This is a genomic window from Leptothrix cholodnii SP-6 (genome assembly GCF_000019785.1).
In the GTDB taxonomy this organism is placed as follows: Bacteria; Pseudomonadota; Gammaproteobacteria; order Burkholderiales; family Burkholderiaceae_C; genus Sphaerotilus; species Sphaerotilus cholodnii.
Window position 1 is genome coordinate 4,304,037 of the sequence record NC_010524.1, and the last position, 23,583, is coordinate 4,327,619.

20 protein-coding genes are annotated in these 23,583 nt (G+C 68.4%); 9 read left to right on the forward strand and 11 right to left on the reverse strand.

Going from position 1 to position 23,583, the window contains the following annotated elements:
• Window positions 1-46 precede the first annotated feature (46 nt).
• From LCHO_RS22380 to LCHO_RS19130, 4 genes are all read right to left on the reverse strand, one after another.
• Complete coding sequence (locus LCHO_RS22380) at window positions 47-649, reverse strand: hypothetical protein (RefSeq protein ID WP_012348841.1); 603 nt, start codon at window positions 647-649, stop codon at window positions 47-49.
• A 145-nt stretch (window positions 650-794) separates the two neighbouring features.
• Entirely contained in the window at window positions 795-1,631 is an 837-nt protein-coding gene (locus LCHO_RS19120) for an ABC transporter ATP-binding protein (RefSeq protein ID WP_012348842.1), read from the reverse strand.
• Window positions 1,632-1,646: 15 nt separating this feature from the next.
• Complete coding sequence (gene ntrB / locus LCHO_RS19125; protein ID WP_012348843.1) at window positions 1,647-2,642, reverse strand: nitrate ABC transporter permease; 996 nt, start codon at window positions 2,640-2,642, stop codon at window positions 1,647-1,649.
• 20 nt (window positions 2,643-2,662) lie between these two features.
• The gene (locus LCHO_RS19130; protein ID WP_012348844.1) at window positions 2,663-3,916 is read right to left on the reverse strand and encodes a CmpA/NrtA family ABC transporter substrate-binding protein; all 1,254 of its coding nucleotides are present in this window, start codon (window positions 3,914-3,916) and stop codon (window positions 2,663-2,665) included.
• 429 nt (window positions 3,917-4,345) lie between these two features.
• On the opposite strand from LCHO_RS19130, the gene icmF reads away from it, so the two are divergent.
• Window positions 4,346-7,636, forward strand: coding sequence for a fused isobutyryl-CoA mutase/GTPase IcmF (gene icmF, locus LCHO_RS19135; RefSeq protein WP_012348845.1), 3,291 nt, complete (start codon window positions 4,346-4,348; stop codon window positions 7,634-7,636).
• A 27-nt stretch (window positions 7,637-7,663) separates the two neighbouring features.
• Here the strand turns inward: icmF and LCHO_RS19140 are convergent, their stop codons facing one another.
• The gene (locus LCHO_RS19140) at window positions 7,664-8,626 is read right to left on the reverse strand and encodes an MBL fold metallo-hydrolase (protein ID WP_012348846.1); all 963 of its coding nucleotides are present in this window, start codon (window positions 8,624-8,626) and stop codon (window positions 7,664-7,666) included.
• A gap of 215 nt (window positions 8,627-8,841) precedes the next feature.
• Here LCHO_RS19140 and LCHO_RS23780 point away from each other — a divergent pair, with 215 nt between their 5' ends.
• Both LCHO_RS23780 and LCHO_RS19145 read left to right on the forward strand, forming a co-directional pair.
• The gene (locus tag LCHO_RS23780; protein WP_012348847.1) at window positions 8,842-9,009 is read left to right on the forward strand and encodes a hypothetical protein; all 168 of its coding nucleotides are present in this window, start codon (window positions 8,842-8,844) and stop codon (window positions 9,007-9,009) included.
• 111 nt (window positions 9,010-9,120) lie between these two features.
• Complete coding sequence (locus tag LCHO_RS19145) at window positions 9,121-10,818, forward strand: NAD(P)/FAD-dependent oxidoreductase (protein ID WP_012348848.1); 1,698 nt, start codon at window positions 9,121-9,123, stop codon at window positions 10,816-10,818.
• A 27-nt stretch (window positions 10,819-10,845) separates the two neighbouring features.
• Here LCHO_RS19145 and LCHO_RS19150 read toward each other — a convergent pair whose 3' ends face one another.
• Window positions 10,846-12,231, reverse strand: coding sequence for an NYN domain-containing protein (locus LCHO_RS19150; protein ID WP_012348849.1), 1,386 nt, complete (start codon window positions 12,229-12,231; stop codon window positions 10,846-10,848).
• A gap of 140 nt (window positions 12,232-12,371) precedes the next feature.
• On the opposite strand from LCHO_RS19150, the gene LCHO_RS19155 reads away from it, so the two are divergent.
• The 3 genes from LCHO_RS19155 (at window position 12,372) to LCHO_RS19165 (ending at window position 15,695) form a co-directional block, all read left to right on the forward strand.
• Window positions 12,372-13,865 (forward strand): sensor histidine kinase, encoded by a 1,494-nt coding sequence (locus LCHO_RS19155; protein WP_012348850.1) that lies wholly within the window; start codon window positions 12,372-12,374, stop codon window positions 13,863-13,865.
• Between the two features lie 4 nt (window positions 13,866-13,869).
• A complete protein-coding gene (locus LCHO_RS19160; protein ID WP_012348851.1) occupies window positions 13,870-14,544 on the forward strand; it encodes a response regulator transcription factor in 675 nt (224 codons plus the stop codon).
• A 146-nt stretch (window positions 14,545-14,690) separates the two neighbouring features.
• Window positions 14,691-15,695 carry a PQQ-dependent catabolism-associated beta-propeller protein gene (locus LCHO_RS19165; protein ID WP_012348852.1) on the forward strand — a complete coding sequence of 335 codons (1,005 nt, stop codon included), beginning with the start codon at window positions 14,691-14,693 and terminating at the stop codon, window positions 15,693-15,695.
• Between the two features lie 46 nt (window positions 15,696-15,741).
• On the opposite strand, the gene LCHO_RS19170 is transcribed toward LCHO_RS19165, so the two are convergent.
• Both LCHO_RS19170 and LCHO_RS19175 read right to left on the reverse strand, forming a co-directional pair.
• A complete protein-coding gene (locus tag LCHO_RS19170; protein WP_012348853.1) occupies window positions 15,742-15,981 on the reverse strand; it encodes a hypothetical protein in 240 nt (79 codons plus the stop codon).
• Window positions 15,982-16,051: 70 nt separating this feature from the next.
• On the reverse strand, window positions 16,052-17,764 hold the full coding sequence (locus LCHO_RS19175) for a cation:proton antiporter domain-containing protein (protein ID WP_043704505.1): 1,713 nt from the start codon (window positions 17,762-17,764) through the stop codon (window positions 16,052-16,054).
• 115 nt (window positions 17,765-17,879) lie between these two features.
• On the opposite strand from LCHO_RS19175, the gene LCHO_RS19180 reads away from it, so the two are divergent.
• Window positions 17,880-19,067, forward strand: a complete 1,188-nt coding sequence (locus LCHO_RS19180) for an acetyl-CoA C-acyltransferase family protein (protein WP_012348855.1) — start codon at window positions 17,880-17,882, stop codon at window positions 19,065-19,067.
• 88 nt (window positions 19,068-19,155) lie between these two features.
• Here LCHO_RS19180 and LCHO_RS23520 read toward each other — a convergent pair whose 3' ends face one another.
• A complete protein-coding gene (locus LCHO_RS23520; RefSeq protein WP_190274820.1) occupies window positions 19,156-19,530 on the reverse strand; it encodes a PEGA domain-containing protein in 375 nt (124 codons plus the stop codon).
• 113 nt (window positions 19,531-19,643) lie between these two features.
• The gene (locus tag LCHO_RS19185) at window positions 19,644-19,946 is read right to left on the reverse strand and encodes an antibiotic biosynthesis monooxygenase family protein (protein WP_012348857.1); all 303 of its coding nucleotides are present in this window, start codon (window positions 19,944-19,946) and stop codon (window positions 19,644-19,646) included.
• A gap of 89 nt (window positions 19,947-20,035) precedes the next feature.
• Here LCHO_RS19185 and LCHO_RS19190 point away from each other — a divergent pair, with 89 nt between their 5' ends.
• Entirely contained in the window at window positions 20,036-20,590 is a 555-nt protein-coding gene (locus LCHO_RS19190; RefSeq protein WP_012348858.1) for a YaeQ family protein, read from the forward strand.
• A gap of 139 nt (window positions 20,591-20,729) precedes the next feature.
• Window positions 20,730-22,373 carry a peptide chain release factor 3 gene (locus LCHO_RS19195; RefSeq protein ID WP_012348859.1) on the forward strand — a complete coding sequence of 548 codons (1,644 nt, stop codon included), beginning with the start codon at window positions 20,730-20,732 and terminating at the stop codon, window positions 22,371-22,373.
• Window positions 22,374-22,386: 13 nt separating this feature from the next.
• Here the strand turns inward: LCHO_RS19195 and LCHO_RS19200 are convergent, their stop codons facing one another.
• Entirely contained in the window at window positions 22,387-23,559 is a 1,173-nt protein-coding gene (locus LCHO_RS19200; RefSeq protein ID WP_012348860.1) for an alpha-hydroxy acid oxidase, read from the reverse strand.
• Window positions 23,560-23,583 lie beyond the last annotated feature (24 nt).

Below are 23,583 nucleotides of genomic sequence, written 5' to 3' on the forward strand. Positions count from 1 at the left end.
CAGCGCCGTGCGGGCAGCGGTCGACGGGCACACGCGGCCCGACCGGTCAGGATGCGAGCAGCGCCTCGACGCGCGAGATCACCTGGCGCGCCTGCGCCAGGTGCAGCGGCCGAGCCAACCGGGCATGCGCCTCGGGTAGCAGTGCTCGCAACTGGACACGGTTGCGGGCGCGCCGCACACGCAGCATTGTGACCGCCCCGCTCACCGGCGAGCGCATCAGCAGCGCCTGCAGCAGGACGCTGCGCGCCTGGGCGAACGCGAGGTCGGTGTCGTCGAGCTGAGCCAGCTGGGTGTTGGAGATGGCCGGACCGAGGCCGACGGTGTCGAGCATCGCGTCGTCGTCATGCTCGTGGACCGATGCGACCTCGGGCGTCGACGCGAACGCGGAGGCCGCGGCGGTTGCGGCAAAGGGATCCTGATCGAGCTGGACCGCCGCCGTCATCGGCGCCGCCAGCACGATCAGCCCCAGGGCCAGCAGCTCGTCCAGATAGGCACGAGGAACGCCGGCCTGCAGGCCGAGCTGCAGGACCTCGTCGACACTGCGCCGGCCATCGACCAGCAGCAGCAGCGTCCGGTGGCGCTGCGACAACCTGCGCTCGCTGGCGACCAGTTCGGCATGCCCTGCAGCCGTCTTGCACGGAATCCCCAAAGCGTCCCCTCTTGATGTTCGCTGGGCGGATCGTGCTGCGCGGATCCGCTTTGCGGCGGATTCTGCGCTCATTTTTCACACTTGCACCGGTGGTGGCAAGGGTCGACGCCCGCCTGCCGCCAGCGCGGCGGGCGAGCCGGCGGACTCAGGCCGCCTCGCGCTCGACGTGCGCCTGCTTGTGATACAGGAACTCGAGCACGGCCTCCCGGCAGTGCAGGTAGTCGGCGTCGTGCGCCATCTCGAGGCGCGCGCGCGCGGCCTCGCGCAGCGGCGCCAGCGGCACCTTCAGCACCTCGCCGATGGTGGCGGCCGGGCCGTTGGTCAGCATCACGATGCGGTCGGACAGCAGCACGGCCTCGTCGACGTCGTGCGTGACCATCATCACCGTCGAACCGGTGGCGGCGACGATCTTCATCAGCTCGTCCTGCAGCTTGGCGCGCGTCAGCGCATCAAGTGCGCCGAAGGGCTCGTCCATCAGCAGCATCTTCGGCTCCATCGCCAGCGCCCGGGCGATGCCCACGCGCTGCTTCATGCCCCCGGAGATCTCGCCCGGACGCTTCTCGCTGGCGTGATCGAGGCCGACCAGCTTGAGCGCCGCCATCGCGCGCTCCTTGAGCTGGGCCTTCTTCTCGGTGGCGCCGAACACCCGCTCGACGGCCAGGTGCACGTTTTCGAGGCAGCTCATCCACGGCAGCAGCGAGTGGTTCTGGAACACCACCGCGCGGTCCGGGCCGGGGCCACGCAGTTCGCGGTCCTCGAGCAGCATCACGCCGCTGGTGGGCGTGGTCAGGCCGGCCACCAGGTTCAGCAGGGTCGACTTGCCGCAGCCCGAGTGGCCGATCAGCGAGATGAACTCGCCGCGCGCCACGTTGAGGTGGATGTCGCGCAGTGCCACGAACGGGCCCGACTTGGTCGGGAAGGTCATGCCGACGTTTTCGATGCGCAGCAGCGTGCTGGTGCGTGAATCTGTTGTTTGGGTCATCGCTTGCTCCGGGGCTCAGGCGTATTCGAAACGGCGGGCGATGGCCATCAGCAGCGCTTCGAGCGCCAGACCGACTCCACCGATCACGAAGATGGCGATCAGGATGTGCGCCACGTTGAGGTTGTTCCACTCGTCCCACAGCCAGAAGCCGATGCCCTGCCCGCCGGTCAGCATCTCGGCGGCCACGATCACCAGCCAGGCGGTTCCCACGGCCAGCCGCACGCCGGTCAGCATGTAGGGCAGCACGGCGGGGAACAGGATCTTGCGCATCACCGTCCACTCGGACAGCTCGAGCACCCGCGCGACGTTGAGGTAGTCCTGCGGCACCTGGCGCACGCCGACCGCGGTGTTGATCACCATCGGCCAGATCGAGCAGATGAAGATGGTCCAGATCGCCGCCGGGTTGGCGGCCTGGAACACCATCAGGCCGATCGGCAGCCAGGCCAGCGGCGACACCGGGCGCAGCAGGCTGATGAGCGGGTCGAGCATCTGGTTGAGGAAATTGAAGCGCCCGATCATGAAACCGAGCGGGATGCCCACCAGCGCCGCCAGACCGAAGCCCATGGCCACGCGCTGCAGCGACGACAGCACGTTCCAGCCGATGCCCTGGTCGTTCGGGCCGTTGCTGTAGAACGGATCGGAGAACAGCTTGACCGCCGCCTCCCAGACCGGCGCCGGGCCGGGCAGCTGCTTGTCACCGGCGAGCGAAACCGCCTGCCACAACAGCAGGAACAACGCGAAGCCGACCGCCGGTGCCAGCACCTTGGCCAGCGCACGGCGGCGCTGCGCGCGCGCCAGCGCGGCGCCCTGTTCGCGCAGCACGACGTCGGCGGTCGAGCTCGAGGTGGCAGCCCGCGCCGCGGCCGCAGCCCCGGCCAGGGCGGCCGCGGCCGGGTGGGCCACCACCTCGCTCGCGGCGGCCGACGCCTGGCGGGGCGCCGTACCGGCCGGCAGGTTCGCCGGTCCTGCTGTCGGGGCCATCGCCGACAGGCTCAGTGTGGATGCGTTCATGGAATGAACCTTTCAGGCCCTCAGGCCACCTTGATCTTGAAACCCGCGGCGTACTTGGCCGGATCCTTGCCGTCCCAGACCACGCCGTCGATCAGCTTGCTGCTGCGCATGTCGCTCTTGGGCAGGTTGACCTTGACCTGCGCAGCCGCCTGCTTGTAGATCTCGGTCTTGTTGATCGCGCGGGCCACGCCGAGGTAGTCGACGTCGGCCTTGAGCAGGCCCCAGCGCTTGTGCTGGGTCAGGAACCAGGCGCCGTCGGACACGTACGGATAGTTGACCGCGCCGTCGTTGAAGAACTTCATGTGGTTCGGGTCGTCCCAGGTCTTGCCCATGCCGTTCTGGTAGCGGCCCAGGATGCGCTGGTTGATGGCGTCGACCGAGGTGTTGATGTACGACTTCTCGGCCACCGTCTCGGCCATCTTCATCTTGTTCTGCAGGCCGGTGTCGATCCAGCGGCTGGCCTCGAGGATGGCCATCACCATCGCGCGGGCGGTGTTCGGGTTCTTGGTGACGAAGTCGTTGGTCGCGCCCAGCACCTTTTCGGGGTGGTCGCGCCAGATGTCCTGCGTGGTGACCGCGGTCACGCCGATGCCGTCCATGATGGCGCGGTGGTTCCAGGGCTCGCCGACGCAGAAGCCGTCCATGTTGCCCACGCGCATGTTGGCCACCATCTGCGGCGGCGGCACCACGATGACCTTGGCGTCGGTCATCGGGTTGATGCCGTTGGCCGCCATCCAGTAGTACAGCCACATCGCGTGGGTGCCGGTCGGGAAGGTCTGCGCGAAGGTGTATTCGCGCGGCTCGGCCTTCATCAGCTTGGCCAGCCCGGCGCCGTCGACCGCACCCTTGTCGGCCAGCTTCTTCGACAGCGTGATCGCCTGGCCGTTGTTGTTGAGCGTCATCAGCACGGCCATGTCCTTCTTGGGGCCGCTGATGCCCAGATGCACGCCGTAGACCAGGCCGTAGAGCACGTGCGCGGCGTCGAGCTCGCCGTTGACCAGCTTGTCGCGCACGGCGGCCCAGGAAGCTTCCTTGCTCGCGATGATCTTGATGCCGTACTTCTCGTCGAACTTCAGCACCGAGGCCATCACCACCGAGGCGCAGTCGGTCAGCGGGATGAAGCCGATGCGCACCTCCTTCTTCTCGGGCGCATCGGAGCCGGCCGCCCACGCGCCGCCGGGCACGGCCAGCGCGCCGGACACGGCGGCAGCACGTTGAAGAAAATCGCGTCGCGGCAGGTTCACGGGCGTCACCGGGTCTTGGGGCATGGTCATCGCGTCACTTTCGAAAAAACAAAAAAAGACGGCGTCTCGATCGTTGTCCGACAACAGGCGAGGGCCTGGCTTGTCGGGACGATCGGACGCCGTTGTCCAAAATGTCCCACCTAGTGAGGCCACTGCGATGCAGCCTCGCAGAAGGTTTAGCAGGACGCGTGCCAGCCCATGCGGCAGCCGGATCCACACAGGGAGAACCGCGTGCACGCACCCCGCAATCGCACCGCCGAACCTCGCGCCCGGCCATCGATGCGCGCGGATTGCGTGCGAGGCCCGACCGACCCGCACCATGGGCGTGCAAAACACCCGTGATAACCCTGATCTGGTGCCGAGACCCCTGGGAAAGGCCTGTATGACGTTTACGTAAACGTCAATCTAGAATCAGTTTGACGCCTTAATCTGCCCGCCAGACCCGAACGGAGACACCGCATGACCCAGCTCAGCGCCGACTACCAGGCCCTCGCCAACTACCGCCCGCAGCACAAGGTGCGTTTCGTCACCGCCGCCAGCCTGTTCGACGGCCACGACGCGGCCATCAACATCATGCGGCGCATCCTGCAGGGCATGGGTGCCGAGGTGATCCACCTCGGCCACAACCGCTCGGTCGACGAGGTGGTGACCGCGGCGCTGCAGGAAGACGTGCAGGGCATCGCGGTCAGCTCCTATCAAGGTGGCCACACCGAATACTTCAAGTACATGGTCGAGCTGCTCAAGGCACGTGGCGGCGAGCACATCCAGGTCTTCGGCGGCGGCGGCGGCGTGATCGTGCCCAGCGAGATCAAGGACCTGGCGGATCACGGCGTGCGCATCTTCAGCCCCGAGGACGGCCAGCGCATGGGCCTGGCCGGCATGATCGGCGAGATGGTGATGCGCTGCGACCGCGACCTGTCGTCGTTTGCGCCCGGCGAACTGGCCGCGCTGCAAGGCCACGGCGAAGCGGCCTGGCGCGCGCTAGCGCAACTGATCACCGCACTCGAAAACGGCAAGGCCGACGCCTCGCTGGTGGCCACGTTGCACGACGCTGCCAAAGGCTGCCCCACCCCCGTGCTCGGCATCACCGGCACGGGCGGCGCCGGCAAGTCGAGCCTGACCGACGAGCTGATCCGCCGCATCCGCCTGGATCAGGACGACAGCCTGCGCATCGCCGTCATCAGCATCGACCCGTCACGCCGCAAGAGCGGCGGCGCGCTGCTCGGCGACCGCATCCGCATGAACGCCACGGGCCCGTGGCAACAGGGCCCGCGCGTCTACGTGCGCTCGCTCGCCACGCGCGACACCGGCTCGGAAGTCAGCGCCGCGCTGCCCGACGTGCTGGCCGCGGCCAAGGTCGCCGGCTTCGACCTGATCATTGTGGAAACCTCCGGCATCGGCCAGGGCGACGCGGCGATCGTGCCGCTGGTCGACGTGCCGATGTACGTGATGACACCCGAGTTCGGCGCCGCCAGCCAACTCGAGAAGATCGACATGCTCGACTTCGCCGAGTTCGTCGCGATCAACAAGTTCGACCGCAAGGGTGCGGCCGATGCGCTGCGCGACGTCGCCAAGCAGGTGCAGCGCAACCGCGGCGATTTCAGCGTGATGCCCGACGCGATGCCGGTGTTCGGCACCATGGCCAGCCGCTTCAACGACGACGGCGTGACCGCGCTGTATCAGGCGCTGAAGGTGCGCCTGGCCGCCCTCGGCCTGCCGCTCAAGGACGGCCGGTTGCCGCTCGTCAGCACCCGCCACAGCACGCACCAGACGCCGGTGGTGCCGGGCGCGCGGGTGCGTTATCTGGCCGAGATCGCCGACAGCGTGCGCGGCTACAAGGCCCGCGCGCGCAAGCAGGCCCGCATCGCCCGCGAGATCCAGCAGCTGCGCGAGAGCGCACGCATGTTGAAGGAATCGATCCCCGAAAAACACCGCGCCTGCGACGCGCTCGAAGAACAGGCCGTGCTGCGCGAGGCCCAGCTCGACCCGGCCGCCCGCAAGCTGCTCGCCATGTGGCCAGACATGCAGAAGGCCTACGCCGGCGACCACTACGTCGTGAAGATCCGCGACAAGGAACTGCGCACCGCGCTGACGCACACCACGCTCAGCGGCAACAAGATCCGCAAGGTCGCGCTGCCCAAGTACGAGGACCACGGCGAGATCCTGCAGTGGTTGATGCTCGACAACGTGCCGGGCAGCTTCCCCTACTCCGCCGGCACCTTCGCGTTCAAGCGCGAGGGCGAGGATCCGACCCGCATGTTCGCCGGCGAAGGAGACGCCTTCCGCACCAATCGCCGCTTCAAGCTCGTCAGCGAAGGCATGCCGGCCAAGCGCCTGTCGACCGCCTTCGACTCGGTCACGCTCTACGGCAACGATCCCGATCCGCGCCCGGACATCTACGGCAAGGTCGGCAACTCGGGTGTCAGCATCGCCACGCTCGACGACCTGAAGGTGCTGTACGACGGCTTCGACCTGTGCTCGCCGACCACCAGCGTCAGCATGACGATCAACGGCCCGGCGCCGTCGATCCTGGCGATGTTCATGAACACCGCGATCGACCAGCAGCTCGGCAAATTCAAGACCGACAACGGCCGTGAACCGACCGACACAGAAGCCGCCAAGATCCGCGAATGGGTGCTCGCCAACGTGCGCGGCACGGTGCAGGCCGACATATTGAAGGAAGACCAGGGCCAGAACACCTGCATCTTCTCGACCGAGTTTTCACTCAAGGTGATGGGCGACATCGCCGAGTATTTCGTGCACCACGACGTGCGCAATTTCTACTCGGTGTCGATCTCGGGTTATCACATCGCCGAAGCAGGCGCGAATCCGATCTCGCAACTGGCGTTCACGCTGTCGAACGGCTTCACCTTCGTCGAAGCCTATCTGGCGCGTGGCATGCACATCGATGATTTCGCGCCGAATCTGAGTTTCTTCTTCAGCAACGGCATGGACCCCGAATACACCGTGCTGGGTCGCGTTGCGCGGCGCATCTGGGCGGTGGCGATGCGCGACAAGTACGGCGCCAACGAACGCAGCCAGAAACTCAAATATCACATCCAGACCTCGGGCCGCAGCCTGCACGCGCAGGAGATCCAGTTCAACGACATCCGCACCACGCTGCAGGCGCTGATCGCGATCTACGACAACTGCAACTCGCTGCACACCAACGCCTTCGACGAGGCGATCACGACGCCGACCGAAGAATCGGTGCGCCGCGCGATGGCGATTCAATTGATCATCAACCGCGAATGGGGCCTGGCGAAAAACGAGAACCCGAACCAGGGCGCCTTCATCATCGACGAGCTGACCGAGCTGGTCGAAGAAATGGTGCTGCAGGAATTCGAGAAGATCGCCGACCGCGGCGGCGTACTGGGTGCGATGGAAACCGGCTACCAGCGCAGCAAGATCCAGGAAGAGTCGATGCATTACGAGATGCAGAAACACACCGGCGAATACCCGATCATCGGCGTCAACACCTTCCGCAATCCGCACGGCGACGAATTGAACGGGCCGCTCGAACTGGCGCGTTCGACCGACGAGGAAAAGCAGTCGCAGTTGCAGCGGCTGGCCGATTTCCATGCCCGCCACGCCGCTGAGGCGCCGGCGATGCTCGATCGCCTCAAGCAGGCAGTGATCGCCAACACCAACGTGTTCGAGGTGCTGATGGACGCGGTGCGGTGCTGCTCGCTGGGGCAGATCACGAATGCGTTGTTCGAGGTGGGCGGGCAGTATCGGCGCAGCATGTGAGCCACGGCTGCCCGCCGCAATGAAACGTCAAGGCTGGCTGCCGCCGTTCGAATAGTTGACCGGCACGAACACATACGCACCGCCCTCGGCCGCGCGCAGCCGGCCCAGGCCCGGGAAGGCGACGTGCGTGGCGCCGACCCAGTAGCCCTTCTCGGCCGCTTCGGCGTAGGCCTTCAGGCGCTGTTCGGCGGCGGACTTGGCGTCCACGTCGAAGGCGATGGTGATGGTCGGCGACATGAACTGCACCGCCGCGGCGTGCATCACGTCGCCCCACAGCACCAGCTTCTCGCCCTTGCTCTCGACCACGTAGAAGTTGTGGCCGGGGGTGTGGCCGACGCTGGCCTGCGAGCGCACGCCGGGCACCAGTTCGGTGTTCGCCTCGAAGGGCTTGAACTTGCCGGCCTTGACGTAAGGGTTCATCGACGCCATCGCGCCCTGGAAGAAGCCCTTGTTCTCGGGCGCCGCGGCGTCGAGGTTGGCCTGGCTGAGCCAGAAGTCGGCGTCGCGCTTGTCGGCGCGGATCACGGCGTTGGGGAACACGCGCTGCTCGCTCTGGCCCAGGCCGCCGACGTGGTCGGCGTGCAGGTGGGTGATGTAGATCTCGTCGACCTGCTCGGGCTGGTAGCCCGAGGCCTTGAGCGTGGCGACCAGCTTGCCCAGCGTCGGGCCGAACAGGCTGCCGGCGCCGGCGTCGATCAGCACCAGCTTGGCGCCGGTGTTGACCAGGAAGGCGTTGACCGAGGTCTCGACCGGATCCTTCAGGAAGCTGCGCGCCAGCGCACGCTCGGTGGCCTCGGGCGTGGTGGCGGTCAGCAGCTTGGTGATCGGCAGCCCGACGGTGCCGTCGTTGATCACGGTGACCTCGAAATCGCCCAGCATCATGCGGTAGTAACCCGGCGCCTGGGTCTTGGCCAGCGGTGCGGCGGCGTGCGCCTGGCTCAACAGGCCGAGGCCGAGCAGGGTTGCGGCGAGTGCGGTGCGGATCTTCATGGGGGCTCCTCCGGAAGGGGTTCAGGTGACGGACGACGTGAACAGCGCCGCAGCATACGGCCGCAGCGCCGATCGCGCAGCGGTCGAGGCGATGTGCGCTTGTCGAGCGCGGGCGCCGCGGCGTTCAGACATCTCCGGCCCGGCCCGGCCGAGTTGTGGCCTAATCCATGCCTTCGAAAATCCGCCGTCCCTCTACCCGTTCACCGGAGCCATCCATGGGCAACAAGATCGTTACCGAAGCCGACCGCAAGGCCACCCCCCGTCCCCCCGCACCGAAGGGCGTGACCTTCACCGTCGGCCGCGGCCAGAAGTGCAGCCTCGAGCGTGGTTCGCACACCCGCAGCAAGAAGAACCCCGGCAAGCGCCCCAGCAAGGGTGGCTGAATCCGGACACAGGCGGTCCTCGCGGACGGCCTGTGACGGGATCCCGAGACGGCCTCCTGGCCGTCTCGTCGTTTGTGCATCTCCTTTGTCATCGACTGCCAGGCTCCGCCCATGCTCCGAATCACCGAACTGCGCCTGCCGCTGAACCACGCCGATGAGGCGCTGCGCGCCGCGATCGTGGCGCGCCTGGGCCTGCAGCGCGATGCGGACCTGGCGGCGTTCACGGTCTTCAAGCGCGCCTACGACGCCCGCAAGAAGACCGCGGTGGTGCTGATCTACACGGTCGACTGCACGCTGGCGGACGGCGTCGACGAGGCCGCGCTGCTGGCCCGCGCCGCCGGCGCGGCGGGTGGAGACCAGCACCTCAAGCCCAGCCCCGACACCTCGTACCGGTTCGTCGGCCACGCGCCGGCGGATTTCTACGCCTCGGGCGAACGGCTGCGCCCGCTGGTGATCGGCTTCGGGCCGTGCGGGCTGTTCGCCGCGCTGATCCTGGCGCAGATGGGCCTCAAACCCATCGTGCTGGAGCGCGGCAAGGTGGTGCGCGAGCGCACCAAGGACACCTGGGGCCTGTGGCGCCAGGGCGTGCTGACACCGGAGTCGAACGTGCAGTTCGGCGAGGGCGGCGCCGGGACGTTTTCCGACGGCAAGCTCTGGAGCCAGATCAGCGATCCGCGCCACCTGACGCGCAAGGTGCTGACCGAGTTCGTCAAGGCCGGTGCGCCCGACGAGATCCTCTACGTCAGCAAGCCGCACATCGGCACCTTCCGGCTGGTGTCGATGATCGAGAAGATGCGCGCCGACATCGAGGCGCTGGGCGGCGAGATCCGCTTCCAGCAGCGCGTGACGGACGTGCTGATCGAACAAGGTCATATCAGAGGCGTGACGCTGGCCAGCGGCGAGCAGCTCCGCGCCGACCACGTCGTGCTGGCGCTCGGCCACAGCGCGCGCGACACCTTCACGATGCTGCACGAGCGCGGTGTGCAGATGGAGGCCAAGCCGTTCTCGATCGGCTACCGCATCGAGCACCCGCAGAGCGTGATCGACCGCGCGCGTTTCGGCCCCAACGCCGGCAACCCGATCCTCGGCGCGGCCGACTACAAGCTGGTGCACCACGCCAGCAACGGCCGCGCGGTCTACAGCTTCTGCATGTGCCCGGGCGGCACGGTGGTGGCCGCCACGTCGGAGCCCGATCGTGTCGTCACCAACGGCATGAGCCAGTACTCGCGCAACGAGCGCAACGCCAACGCCGGCATCGTGGTCGGCATCGACCCGCAGGACTACCGGCAGGACGGCCGCAGCGAAGGCCCGGTCAGCCCGCTCGACGGCATGGCGTTCCAGCGGCTGTGGGAATCGCGTGCCTACGAACTCGGCGGCGGCGGCTACGTCGCGCCGGGCCAGCTGGTCGGCGACTTCATCAAGAACCAGCGCGGCCCGCGCAGCGGCCAGGCCTTCGGCAGCGTGCTGCCGTCGTACAAGCCCGGCGTGCATCTGACAGACCTGTCCGAGCCCGGCCGCGGCAGCCTGCCCGACTACGCGCTGGCCGCGATCCGCGAGGCGCTGCCGGCCTTCGAGCGCCAGATCAAGGGTTTCTCGATGGCCGACGCGGTGCTGACCGGCGTGGAGACGCGCACCTCGTCACCGCTGCGCATCAACCGCGGCCGCGACCACCAGAGCCTGAACGTGCGCGGTCTGTACCCGGCCGGCGAAGGCGCGGGGTATGCGGGCGGCATCATGTCGGCCGGTGTCGACGGCATCGAGGTGGCCGAGTCGCTGGCCCGCCAGATGCTGGGCCAGCGCGCCGGCTGAGCCAGCGCCCGGCCCGCCTGACGGGCATCAGCCGCCCGACTCGCCGACCTTGCCGCTCATCCAGCGCTGCAGCATGCCGGGCGCGCCCTCGTCCATCATGACCTGCTCGCGCCGGCACAGGTTGATCAGGTTGCCGACCAGCCGGTAGGTCAGCGTCGGCACGTCGTCGTGCCCCTGGCCGAACTCGTGGCCGCACAGCAGCAGGCCGCGCAGCACCCAGTTGACGTTTTCACGGCTGATGTCGCGGCCGGCTTCGCGGCAGCGGTCCCGCACCGCCTTGCCGGTCTCGTTGAGCTGGAAGGGGTTTTCGGCCACCTCGGCGGCCACCGCGTCGAACAGCGCCCTGAAGTCGCGCGGCGACAGCAGCGGCACGCCGGTGATCTCGTTGACCTGGCGGATCAGCGCCAGCATCGCCGGTTCGACCCCCCAGCTCACCGCGTCGACCGCCGTGCGGTGCGCGAACGGCGCCGACGGCTGGCGCAGCGTGTGGCGCGCCGGGTCGAACAGGTGGCCGCCCGAGGCGCTCCAGTCGAGCGCCAGCGGCTCGAGCGGCAGCGATTCGAGGAAACGCCGGAAGCCGCCCTGCCCGCACCAGTCGGGCGAGATGCCGGGGTACTCGGCCATCAGGCGCGAGGCCAGCCGGGCGCAGGGCACCGGCAGGTCGGCACGCGCGACCTCGGTGCGGATGCGCTCGACCAGCACGGCCTGCTCGGGCACCGACGCGGCCGCCAGCGAGAACAGCACCGGGGCGGATTCGTCGAGACCCGCGCCCGCCGATGTCGGCCCCGGGGCCTGCACCGACGTCGGCACCCCGGCCGCTGCCGCATGGACGAGCGTGCCGTTCGAGCCATTCGAGCCGTTCGACGGGGCCGCAGGCGCCACATCCTCGGCCTCGCGCACGCCGATGGCATCGCGCAGGAACAGGTCGGTGTCGATCAGCAGATCGGCCGAGGCGCGGTAGGCGGCCGACGGGAAACCCACCGCCAGCACCGTGGTGCGGCGATCCCAGCGGCGCAGCTTGCGCAGCACCGGGGTGAAGTCGGCGTCGGCCGAAAACACGATGAACTCGTCGTAATGCACCTGGTGCTGCAGCAGGTCGACCATGTCGAGCACCATGTGGATGTCGGTGCTGGTCTTGCCTTCGCTGGTCATCGCCGGGCAGTCGATGATCTCGAAGCCGGCGTGGTTGAAGGCGGCGCGGTAGCGCTGGTAGACCTGCGGATTGAGGTAGACCCGCCGCACCAGCAGCCGGCGCCGGGCGCCGTCCGGGGCGTGTTCGGGGGGCGGCAGGTCGTCCAGCAGCCATTCGACCCAGCGCAGCGGCTGGCGCGAGAAACGATCGGCGATGGTCGGATCGAGCTTGCGCAGGCCGGAATAGACGTTGTCGAAATCGACGAAAAGCGCACTTTTCAAAGGAGTTCCTTGATGAGATCTGGCCTGAAGCCCGGGCGCTGCATGCGGCGCGCGATCGGCCCGGCGCAGCGGGGCGGGGGCGGTCGTGCGGCAAAGTGCGGGCTGGATTATCTGGTGCCGACCCGGCCCGCCCCGCGATCATGAACAAAGCCTTGCCGTTCGACCTGCCGCGCCTGGTGATGCGGCGCGCCATCGCGGTCGGCGCGGCGGCGCTGCTGCTGGCCGCGGTGCTGGGGCTGGTGCGCGTGGGCGACAACATCGACGACGAGGTCGACGCCGCGATGGCGCTGGCCGGCGTGATGGCGCGCCTGGGCAGCGTGCAGCAGACCGACGACCGCAGCGCGATCGACGCGCTGCTCGCCACGCTGGCCGGCGGCGGCCTGCGCCACCTCGACCTGCACGTCCTCGACGAGCACGGCCACGTGCTGCTGCGGCCGGCGCCGAGCCCACCCGACGCCGCCGGGCTGGGCTGGCTCTACGACCTGCACCGGCGCCTGCTGTCGCGCCCCGACAGCCGGCGCGTCACCTGGCAGCTGGCACGCCCCGATGGCCGGGTCTGGCGGGTCTCGCTCAGCGCCTCGCACGAGAGCGAACGCATCGAGGCGCTCAACAATCTGGCCGGCGCGCTGGCGCTGCTGCTGGCCTGCATCGCCGGGCTGCTGCTGGTGATGGCCTGGAACGTGCGCCGCGCCTTCGCGCCGCTGGCCGGCCTGCTGGCGGCGATCGAGCGCATCGAGCACCACGACCCCGACGGCGTGCGGCGCCTGCCGGCGATGCCGATCCGCGAGCTCGAAGCCATCGCCGCCGCCCTGCGCCACCTGGTGCAGGGACTCGATGCCGCCGAAACGCAGCGCCAGCTGCTCAGCCAGAAGGTGCTGACGCTGCAGGAGGACGAACGCGCGCTGCTGGCGCGCGAGCTGCACGACGAGTTCGGCCAGCGCCTGACGGCCTTGCGTTTCGACGCCGCCTGGCTGGTGCGGCGGCTGGCCGATCAGCCCGAGCTGTGCGCCGTGGCGCAAGGCATGGCCGAGCGCTGCGGCGAAGTGCAGCGCGACATCCGCGACCTGCTGGTGCGGCTGCGCCCGCTCGGCCCCGGCGACGACGGCGCCGGCCAGCCGCTGCCGATCAGCCGCCTGATCCAGCAGCTGCAGGGACTGGTGCAGAGCTGGCAGGACAGCCAGGCGCGCAGCCAGTCCACGCCGATGACCTACCACCTGGCGCTGGCCTGGCAGGACGAACACGGCGCGGTGGGGCCGATCGACGCCTCGATGGCCGAGCGGTTCGGCCTGCCGCGCGACGTGGCGCTGGCGGTCTACCGGCTCAGCCAGGAGGCGCTGACCAACGCCGCCCGCCACGCCCGGGCACGCGAGGTGCGCCTGCGCCTGGTGGTGCAGGCCGGCCGCGAGCCGCCGTGGGCCGGCGCGCAGCTGCACTGGTCGGTCGAGGACGACGGCGTCGGCATCGCCGACCCGGCCGCCGCGCTGCAGCAGGGCAACGGCCTGGGCGGCATGCAGGAGCGGGTCTGGGCGCTCGGCGGGCTGTGGGCCTGGGGGCCGACCGACCGCCCGGGCCTCGCGCTGCACGCGACACTGCGGTTCCAGCCCGCCAGTCCGACCCCACCGCCGTCCGCCTGAAACCATGTCCGTCACCGACTCGTCCGTACCGACTCCGCCGCCCGCCACGCCGTGGCGCATCGCCCTGGCCGACGACCACGCGATCGTGCGCGTCGGCTACCGCCGCCTGCTCGAACTGGAACCCGACCTGAGCGTGGTGGCCGAATACGCCGACGCCGACAGCGCCGCGGCCGATCTCTGCCAGGCGCGCCGCACGGCGGTCGACCTGCTGATCCTCGACCTCTCGATGCCCGGGCGCAGCGGCCTGGACCTGCTGCGACAACTGCAGCGCGACCGGCCGGCGCTGAAGGTGCTGATGGTGTCGATGCACGACAGCGCGGCGCTGGTCGGCCAGTGCCTGGGCGCGGGCGCCTGCGGCTTCGTCGCCAAGAGCAGCGACCCGCAGGCGCTGATCGGCGCGGTGCGCCAGGCTTTGCGCGGCGAGGTGGTCGACACGCACGGGCCGTCCGCCCCACCCCGCGCCGGCCGCCGGCCGCTGCCGCACGAACAGCTCACCGGCCGCGAGCTCGAGGTGCTGCAGCTGCTGCTGGCCGGCCTGGGTGTCGAGGTGGCGGCCGCGCGCATCGGCCTGAGCGAAAAGACGGTGTCCAACTACCAGACCCAGATCCGCCAGAAGCTCGGCGTCGCCAACTCGATCGAGCTGGTGCATTACGCGCGCCAGCACGGCCTGATGCCCTGAGCGGCGCGCCGTCGCGCGGGCGGGGTGTCACAGGCTGGGACGTTCGGTGCCGCCGGGCTCCGGACTTACCAGCGATCCAGGAATTTTTCCCTGGTCCCGGCCGATTCCGCTCGTTACGTTGCGGCCCTGTCAACCAGGAGACCTGCATGCCATCCCATCACTCGAAGCCCTTCGCCACCCTCTGCAACTTCTCCAGCCTCGCCGCAGCCGCCGTGCTGGTGCTGGCCGGTGCCTCGGCCCAGGCCCAGGGCGTCGCCTACGTGTCGAGCGAGAAGGACAACACGCTGGCCGTGCTCGACCTGGCGTCGATGAGCGTCACCGGCACGATCGCGACCTGCAAGCGCCCGCGCCACATGCAGCTCACGCCCGATCGCAAGCAGCTGATGGTGGCCTGCGGCGACTCGGGCCAGGCCGACGTGATCGACATCGCCACCCGCAAGTCGGTCGGCAAGGTCGACCTGGGCGAAGACCCCGAGATCTTCGACCTCTCGCCCGACGGCAAGACGCTCTACGTCAGCAACGAGGAAGACGGCGAACTCGGCGTGGTCGACCTCGCCAGCGGCAAGCGCACCAAGAGCATCGAGGTCGGCAAGGAGCCCGAAGGTGTCAAGGTCAGCCCCGACGGCAAGACCGTCTACGTGACCTCCGAGGTGGCCAGCCTGGTGCACGTGATCGACGTCGCCAGCGGCAAGGTGACCAAGAACATCAAGGCCGGCAAGCGCCCGCGGCGTTTTGCGATGACGCCCGACGGCGCGCAGCTGTGGGTCACCAACGAGCTGGCCGCCAGCGTGACGGTGATCAGCACCCGCGATCACAGCGTGCTCGACACCATCAAGTTCACCGTCAAGGGCGCGCGCGCCACCGACATCACGCCGGTGGGCATCGAGATCAGCGCCGACGGCAAGCGGGCGTTCGTCGGCCTGGGCAAGGCCAACCACGTGGCGTTCGTCGACGTCGCCACGCGCAAGACCACCGACCTGGTGCTGGCCGGCAAGCGCGCCTGGGGCCTGGGCCTGAACAAGGCGCAGGACCGGCTGTACGTCGCCAACGGCCTGTCGGACGACCTGACCATCATCGACGTCGGCGCCGCCAAGGCGATCAAGAGCGTGGCCGTCGGCCGCGTGCCGCACAGCGTGGTGGTGGTCGAGTGACACGGCCGGCGCTCGGCGCCACGGGCCAACCCGGGGCGCCGACCGCCTACACGTCGAGCGTGTAGACCATCGCGCCGGCCAGCTCGCTCGGGCTGTGGCCACGCAAGGCCAGGCCCCAGTCACGCGGATCGGCGCCCTCGAAGGCGCTCAGGCCCTTGGTCATCACCGTGACCTCCTCCGATGCGGCGTCGAACTCGGCCACCTGTCGACGCTGGGCGTCGAACAGGCGGGCGACCATCGCGCCGGCGGACTCGAGGATGAGCAGGTACTTGGCGGCCGCTTGCATGACAGGACTCCGGTAGCTGAGCTGCCAGCCTAGCAGGGCGGCGGCCGGTGCGCAGCAGGCGGATGCCGCTTCAGGACACCAGCGCGCCCGGCCGCGGCGCGAAGCGCTGCAGCACGTGGCCGGTGATGCCGCGGGCGAGTTCCTCCTCGCCGAAGAACACGGTGCCGATGCCCTGCTTGCGCAGCAGTTCGGACTCGTCCTCGCTGTCGCTGCGCAGCACGATCTCGATGTCCGGGTTGAGGGTGCGGGCGGTGTCGGCCATCAGCCGGACGTCGACCGGATCGGGAATCGTCACCACCAGCATCGAGGCGTCGGCGATGTGGGCCTGGATCAGCACCGCCGGATCGGCGGCATTGCCCGACACCGCGGCGATGCCCTGGTTGCGCAGGCGCTCGACCTGCTCGCGGTTCTCCTCGGCCACCACGTAGGGGATGCCGCGCTGCGCCAGCGCCTCGGCGATGCGGCGCCCGAGCCGTCCGTAGCCCACCAGCACCACCTGGCCGGCGAGGAACTTGCGCTCGGTGCTCATCGGCAGCTCGGCATAGGGGTCCTCGCGCCGCTCCAGGCTGCGCGCCAGTTCGGAGCGCCCGAGCAGCCAGCGGCGCAACGGCGCGATGGCGGCGAACAGGAAGGGATTGAGCGCGATCGTGATCAGCGCGCCGGCCAGCACCAGGCTCATGCCCTCGGCCGGCAGCAGGCCGAGCGCCATGCCCAGCCCGGCCAGGATGAACGAGAACTCGCCGATCTGCGCCAGGCTGGCCGCCACCGTCAGCGCGGTGTTGAGCGGGTAGCGGAACGCCAGCGTCAGCGCCAGCGCCGCGATCGACTTGCCGACGATGATGATGGCGACCACGCCGAGCACGCGCCCGGGCTGCTCGACCAGGATCGCCGGCTCGAACAGCATGCCCACCGAGACGAAGAACAGCACCGAGAAGGCATCGCGCAACGGCAGGGATTCTTCGGCGGCGCGGTGGCTGAACTCGGATTCGCGCATCACCATGCCGGCGAAGAAGGCGCCGAGCGCGAACGACACGCCGAACAGCGCCGCCGCGCCGTAGGCGATGCCGATCGCCGCCGAGATCACCGACAGCGTGAACAGCTCGCGCGAGCCGGTGCGCGCGATGTGCGACAGCAGCCAGGGCAGCACGCGGCGCCCGGCGATCAGCATCAGCGCGATGAAGGCAGAGACCTGCAGCAAGGTCTTGCCGATCGTGATCCAGAGCGGGCCGGCGCTGTCGGCCGGATCGACCGTGCCGCCCAGCACGCCGGCCAGCGGCGGCATCAGCACCAGCACCAGCACGGTGGCGAGGTCTTCCACCACCAGCCAGCCGACCGCGATGCGGCCGTTCATGGTCTCGAGCACGCCGCGCGCCTCGAGCGCCTTGAGCAGCACCACCGTGCTCGCGCACGACAGCGACAGCCCGAAGATCAGCCCGTTGCCCAGGCTCCAGCCCCACCACGAGGCCAGCGCCATGCCCAGCGCCGTCGCGAAACCCATCTGCACCACCGCGCCGGGCACCGCGATGCGCCGGACCGCCAGCAGGTCGTCGAGCGAAAAATGCAGCCCGACGCCGAACATCAGCAACATCACGCCGATCTCCGACAGCTGCGCCGCGATGCCGACATCGGCCACGAAGCCCGGCGTGGCCGGGCCGATCAGGATGCCCGCCACCAGGTAGCCCACCAGCGCCGGCATCTTGATGCGCTCGGCGATGAACCCCAGGATCAGGGCGATGCCGAAGCCGGCGGCCAGCGTGGTGATGAGCGAGATGTTGTGTTCCATGCGACGGGTGTTGTACCAGAGCCCCGACTCGCCGGCCATGACACGCACGTAAGCCCAAAGGCAGGCCCGACGCGCTATGCTTTCGTCGACTTTTACACACCTGCAGGAGACTGAGATGAGCACACGTGACGTTGTCGTTCTGGGCGCAGCGCGTTCGGCCATTGGCACTTTCGGCGGCAGCCTCGCCGACACCGAGCCCGCCGAGCTGGCCGGCATGGTCATGAAAGAGGCGGTGCTGCGCTCGGGCGTCGACCCGCAGGCCATCAACTACGTGACGGTGGGCAACTGCATCCCCACCGACAGCCGCTTCGCCTACGTCGCCCGCGTGGCCTCGATCCAGGCCGGCCTGTCGAAGGATTCGGTGGCGATGGCCGTCAACCGCCTGTGCTCGTCGGGCCTGCAGGGCATCGTGACGACCTCGCAGAACATCCTGCTGGGCGACTGCGACTACGGCGTGGGCGGCGGTGTCGAGGTGATGAGCCGCGGCGCCTACCTGTCGACCGCGATGCGCAGCGGCGCGCGCATGGGCGACACCAAGATGATCGACTCGATGGTCGCCACCCTGACCGACCCGTTCGGCGTCGGCCACATGGGCGTGACGGCCGAGAACCTGGTCACCAAGTGGGGCATCACCCGCGAGGAGCAGGACGCGCTGGCGGTCGAGTCGCATCGCCGTGCCGCGCTGGCGATCGCCGAAGGCCGCTTCAAGAGCCAGATCGTGCCGATCGTCAAGCAGACCCGCAAGGGCGAGGTCACGTTCGACACCGACGAGCACGTGAAGGCCAACACCACGATGGAAACGCTGGCCAAGATGAAGCCGGCGTTCAAGAAGGAAGGCGGCACCGTGACCGCCGGCAACGCCTCGGGCATCAACGACGGCGCCGCCTTCTTCGTGCTGGCCGACGCCGCCCGTGCCGCTGCCGACGGCCACAAGGCGATCGCCCGCCTGGTGTCCTACGCCGTGGCCGGCGTGCCCAACGAGGTGATGGGCGAAGGCCCGATCCCGGCCACCAAGCTGGCGCTCAAGAAGGCCGGCCTGCGGCTCGACCAGATCGACGTCATCGAGTCGAACGAAGCCTTCGCGGCCCAGGCCATCGCGGTCGCGCGTGGCCTGGAATTCGACATGAGCAAGGTGAACCCGAACGGCGGCGCGATCGCGCTGGGCCACCCGGTCGGCTGCTCGGGCGCCTTCCTGGCGACCAAGGCGATCTACGAACTGCAGCGCACCGGTGGCCGCTACGCGCTGGTGACGATGTGCATCGGCGGCGGCCAGGGCATCGCGACGATCTTCGAGCGCATCTGATCGACACATGTAGCGCGCCAATTGCGCGCTTAGAACCTGCCAACAAAAACGGCACGCTAACGCGTGCCGTTTTTCATTGCTTAAGCAGTTATTGCTTCTGGCAAATTGGTGTGACCGTGTAGGTAGTCGGCTCAACCTTCCAAGCTGCCCCAGACATCAAATCGATCGGGATACTGAAAATACCGAAATCAAGCAGAATTCCGAGCAACGACGTGGGATCGAAGGTTTCGGTTGTGTCTGCTGTGACCGCCTGACAACCATCTTTCTCTGCTCGAATGCTGTGCGGCTTGCCCTTCTTGACACTGACGCTCGCACTATCCAACCCGCGAGCTGCACCATCCACATAAATGGTAGTGCCTTTCTCGATTGAATTCACGCTGATCGTTTCGCTGGTTCCTTTGATGATGGAAGAACAACCACCAAGCGCGACCACGCATGCAAGCGCCAAAAACTTTAATTTCATGAAAATCCCTGAAGTCATAGTGAAGCCGACACTTTAATGTTGCGATCCGCAACAAGCAATTGTCGGCAAGCGATCAACTCAGCAAAAAGGTGCGGATTTGTTGGGAATTCAACTCACTCTGACTTGGCCAGCAGCTCGAAATGCTCCACCACCGGCGGCTGGGCGAAAAACGGCCCGACGATGGCGCGCCAGTCGGCAAACGCCGGCGACTGGCGGAAGTCGACCGTGTGGTTCTCCAGCGTGGCCCACCAGATCATCAGCACGTAGCGCTCGGGCGACTCGATGCCCTTGTTGACCTTGAAACCGCTGAAACCCTTGGCCTTGGCGATCACGGTGTTCAGGCCGAGCTGGATCGCGGCGTCGAATTCGGCCTGGCGGCCGGGCTGGATGCGGATGTCGGCAACTTCGAGAATCATCGGGGTCTCCGGTGGGTTGTGGATGACGCGGCATCGTAGCCGCGCCGTCCGGGCCAGGCCGGCACAGGGGCGCCACCTAGAATCCGCCGATGGCCATCCGTTCCACGATCTACAAAGCCGAGCTGTCCGTCGCCGACATCGACCGCGGTTATTACGCCGACCATGCGCTGACGCTGGCGCGGCATCCGTCCGAAACCGAGGAGCGGCTGATGGTGCGCATCCTCGCTTTCGCGCTCAACGCCCACGAGCGCCTGGCGCTGGCCGGCGACATCTCGTCGGACGACGAGCCCGCGCTCTGGCGGCGCGACGACACCGGCGCGATCGAGCAGTGGATCGAGGTCGGGCTGCCCGACGAGCGCGTGCTGCGCCGCGCCTGCGGCCGCGCCGACGAGGTGCTGCTGCTGGCCTACGGCAACCGCAAGGCCGAAGCCTGGTGGGCCGACAACAAGGGCGCCCTCGCACGCAACCGCAACCTGAGCGTGAGCTTCCTGCCCGAAGACGCCTGCGTCGCCCTCGCCGCGCTGGCCGAGCGCTCGATGCGCCTGGGCGTGACGATCCAGGACGGCCACGTGCTGGTGAGCGGCGCCAAGGGCAGTGCCGAGCTCACGCCGGTCGAGTGGCAGCGGCCGGCTCCCCAGCGGTAGGCCAGACGCGTCCGCAAGCGACTTTCCCCGCCCCGATCCGGCTTTCCTGACGCGAATGGCCGCCAGGCCGCGGGCAGCAGCGACAATCCCGCCTTTGCCGCCGGCCGTCTTGGCTGCGGCTCAGCCGCCCGGCCGATCCATGAGCACAGACACGCCTGACACCCCGCCATCGCCGCTCGAGCGCGACATCCAGCGTCGCCGCACCTTCGCGATCATTTCCCACCCCGACGCCGGCAAGACCACGCTGACCGAGAAGCTGCTGCTGTTCTCGGGCGCGATCCAGATCGCCGGCTCGGTGAAGGCGCGCAAGGCGAGCCGCCACGCGACGTCCGACTGGATGGAGATCGAGAAGCAGCGCGGTATCTCGGTGGCGTCGTCCGTCATGCAGATGGAATACGGCGACTGCGTCATCAACCTGCTCGACACCCCCGGCCACCAGGATTTCAGCGAAGACACCTACCGCGTGCTGACCGCGGTGGATGCGGCGCTGATGGTGGTCGACGCCGCCAACGGCGTCGAGGAGCAGACGCTGCGCCTGCTGAAGGTCTGCCGCGCGCGCAACACGCCGATCATCACCTTCGTCAACAAGATGGACCGCGAGGTGAAAGAGCCGCTGGCGCTGCTCGACGAGATCGAACAGACGCTGGGCATGAGCCTGGTGCCGATGACCTGGCCGGTGGGCATGGGCAAGAGCTTCCGCGGCGTGATGGACCTGCAGCACGACCGCATGCGCGTCTTCAAGGCCGGCGCCGACAAGATGGAAAACGCCGGCGACGAGGTGGTCGACGGGTTGTCCAACCCGATCCTGGCCGAGCGTTACGGGCTGGACTTCCAGAACGCATCGGGCGAAATGGAGCTGCTGCGCGAAGCGACGCCGGCACTCGATCGCGAGGCGTTTCTCTCCGGCAGGCAGTCGCCGCTGTTCTTCGGCTCGGCGGTCAACAACTTCGGCGTGCAGGAAGTGCTCGACGCGCTGGTGGCGCTGGCGCCGCCGCCCGGCGAGCGCCAGGCGCAGGAGCGCACGGTGCAGCCGACCGAGCCCAAGTTCACCGGCGTGGTGTTCAAGGTGCAGGCCAACATGGACCCGGCACACCGCGACCGCATCGCCTTCGTGCGCGTGAGTTCAGGCCGTTTCCAGCGCGGCATGCGCCTGAAGGTGACGCGCAACGGCAAGGAGATCCGCCCGCAGACGGTGGTGAGCTTCCTGTCGCAGCGCCGCGAACTGGTCGACGACGCGGTGGCCGGCGACATCATCGGCATCCCCAACCACGGCGTGCTGCAGCTCGGCGACACGCTGACCGAAGGCGAGATGCTGCACTACACCGGGCTGCCGTTCTTCGCGCCCGAGAGCTTCCGCACCGTCGAGCTGCGCGACCCGCTGCGCAGCAAGCAGCTGCGCCAGGGCCTGCAGCAGCTGGGCGAAGAAGGCGCGATCCAGGTCTTCACCCCGGTGGCCGGCGGCTCGCTGATGCTGGGCGCGATCGGCCAGCTGCAGTTCGAGGTGGTGCTGCACCGGCTCAAGGGCGAATACGGCGTCGAGGCCCGGCTCGACCCGTGCCGCTTCTCGATCGCACGCTGGATCACCTGCGCCGACGAGGCCAAGCTCAAGAAGTTCATCGACAGCGAGCCGCTGCGCATCGCCCACGACGTGGTCGGCGCGCCGGCCTTCATGGTGCAGTACAGCTCCGACCTGCGGGTGACGCAGGAGCGCGTGCCCGACATCCAGTTCCACTCGATGCGCGAGCACTCGGGGCGGGTGTTCAACGCCGCGCCGTCGCTCTGACCGCAGGCTCCGGTCAGTCGACCGGGTTCGCGCTCGGCAGCGGATAGGAGCCCGGCACCAGGATGCGGCGGTCGACGTTGGTCAGCTTCGTGTGGCCGCAGAAGGCCATCGTCACGTCGAGCTCCTTGTGCAGGATCTCCAGCGCCTTGGTGACGCCGGCCTCGCCCATCGCGCCCAGGCCGTAGACCATCGCGCGGCCGATCATCGTGCCGCGGGCGCCGAGCGCCCAGGCTTTCAGCACATCCTGGCCGCTGCGGATGCCACCGTCCATCCAGACCTCGATCCGGTCGCCGACCGCCTCGACGATCGCCGGCAGGGCCTCGATCGAGCTCAGCGCGCCGTCGAGCTGGCGGCCGCCGTGGTTGCTGACGACGATCGCGTCGGCGCCGCTGGCCACCGCGAGCCTGGCGTCTTCGACGTCCTGGATTCCTTTCAGGATCAGCTTGCCGCCCCATTGCGCCTTGACCCAGGCCACGTCGGCCCACGACAAGGTGGGGTCGAACTGCTCGTTGGTCCAGGCCGACAGCGAGCGCATGTTGCTCACGCCCTTGACGTGGCCGACCAGGTTGCGGAAGGTGTGGCGCCGGGTGCCCGCCATGCCGAGGCACCAGCGCGGCTTGGTCATCAGGTTGATGATGTTCTTGAGCGTCGGCCTGGGCGGCGCGGTCAGGCCGTTCTTGAGATCCTTGTGGCGCTGGCCGATCACCTGCAGGTCGAGCGTCAGCACCAGCGCACTGCACTTGGCGGCGCGACAGCGTTCGATCATGCGGGCCATCGCGTCGCGGTCGCGCATCATGTAGAGCTGAAACCAGAACGGCGCGGTGGTGTTCTGCGCGATGTCCTCGATCGAGCAGATGCTCATGGTCGAGAGCGTGAACGGGATGCCGAACTTCTCGGCCGCGCGCGCGGCGTGGATCTCGCCGTCGGCGTGCTGCATGCCGGTCAGGCCGACCGGCGCGATCGCCACCGGCATCCGGGCGTCGATGCCGATCATCTTGACGGCGGTGCTGCGGTTCTCCATGTTGACCGCGACGCGCTGGCGCAGCTTGATCTTCTGGAACTCGCTCTCGTTGGCGCGGTAGGTGCTCTCGGTCCACGAGCCGGAATCGGCGTAGTCGTAGAACATGCGCGGCACGCGCTTCTCGGCCAGAACACGCAGGTCTTCGATGGTGGTGATGACGGTCACGGCGGTCTCCTCTTTTGTAACTGG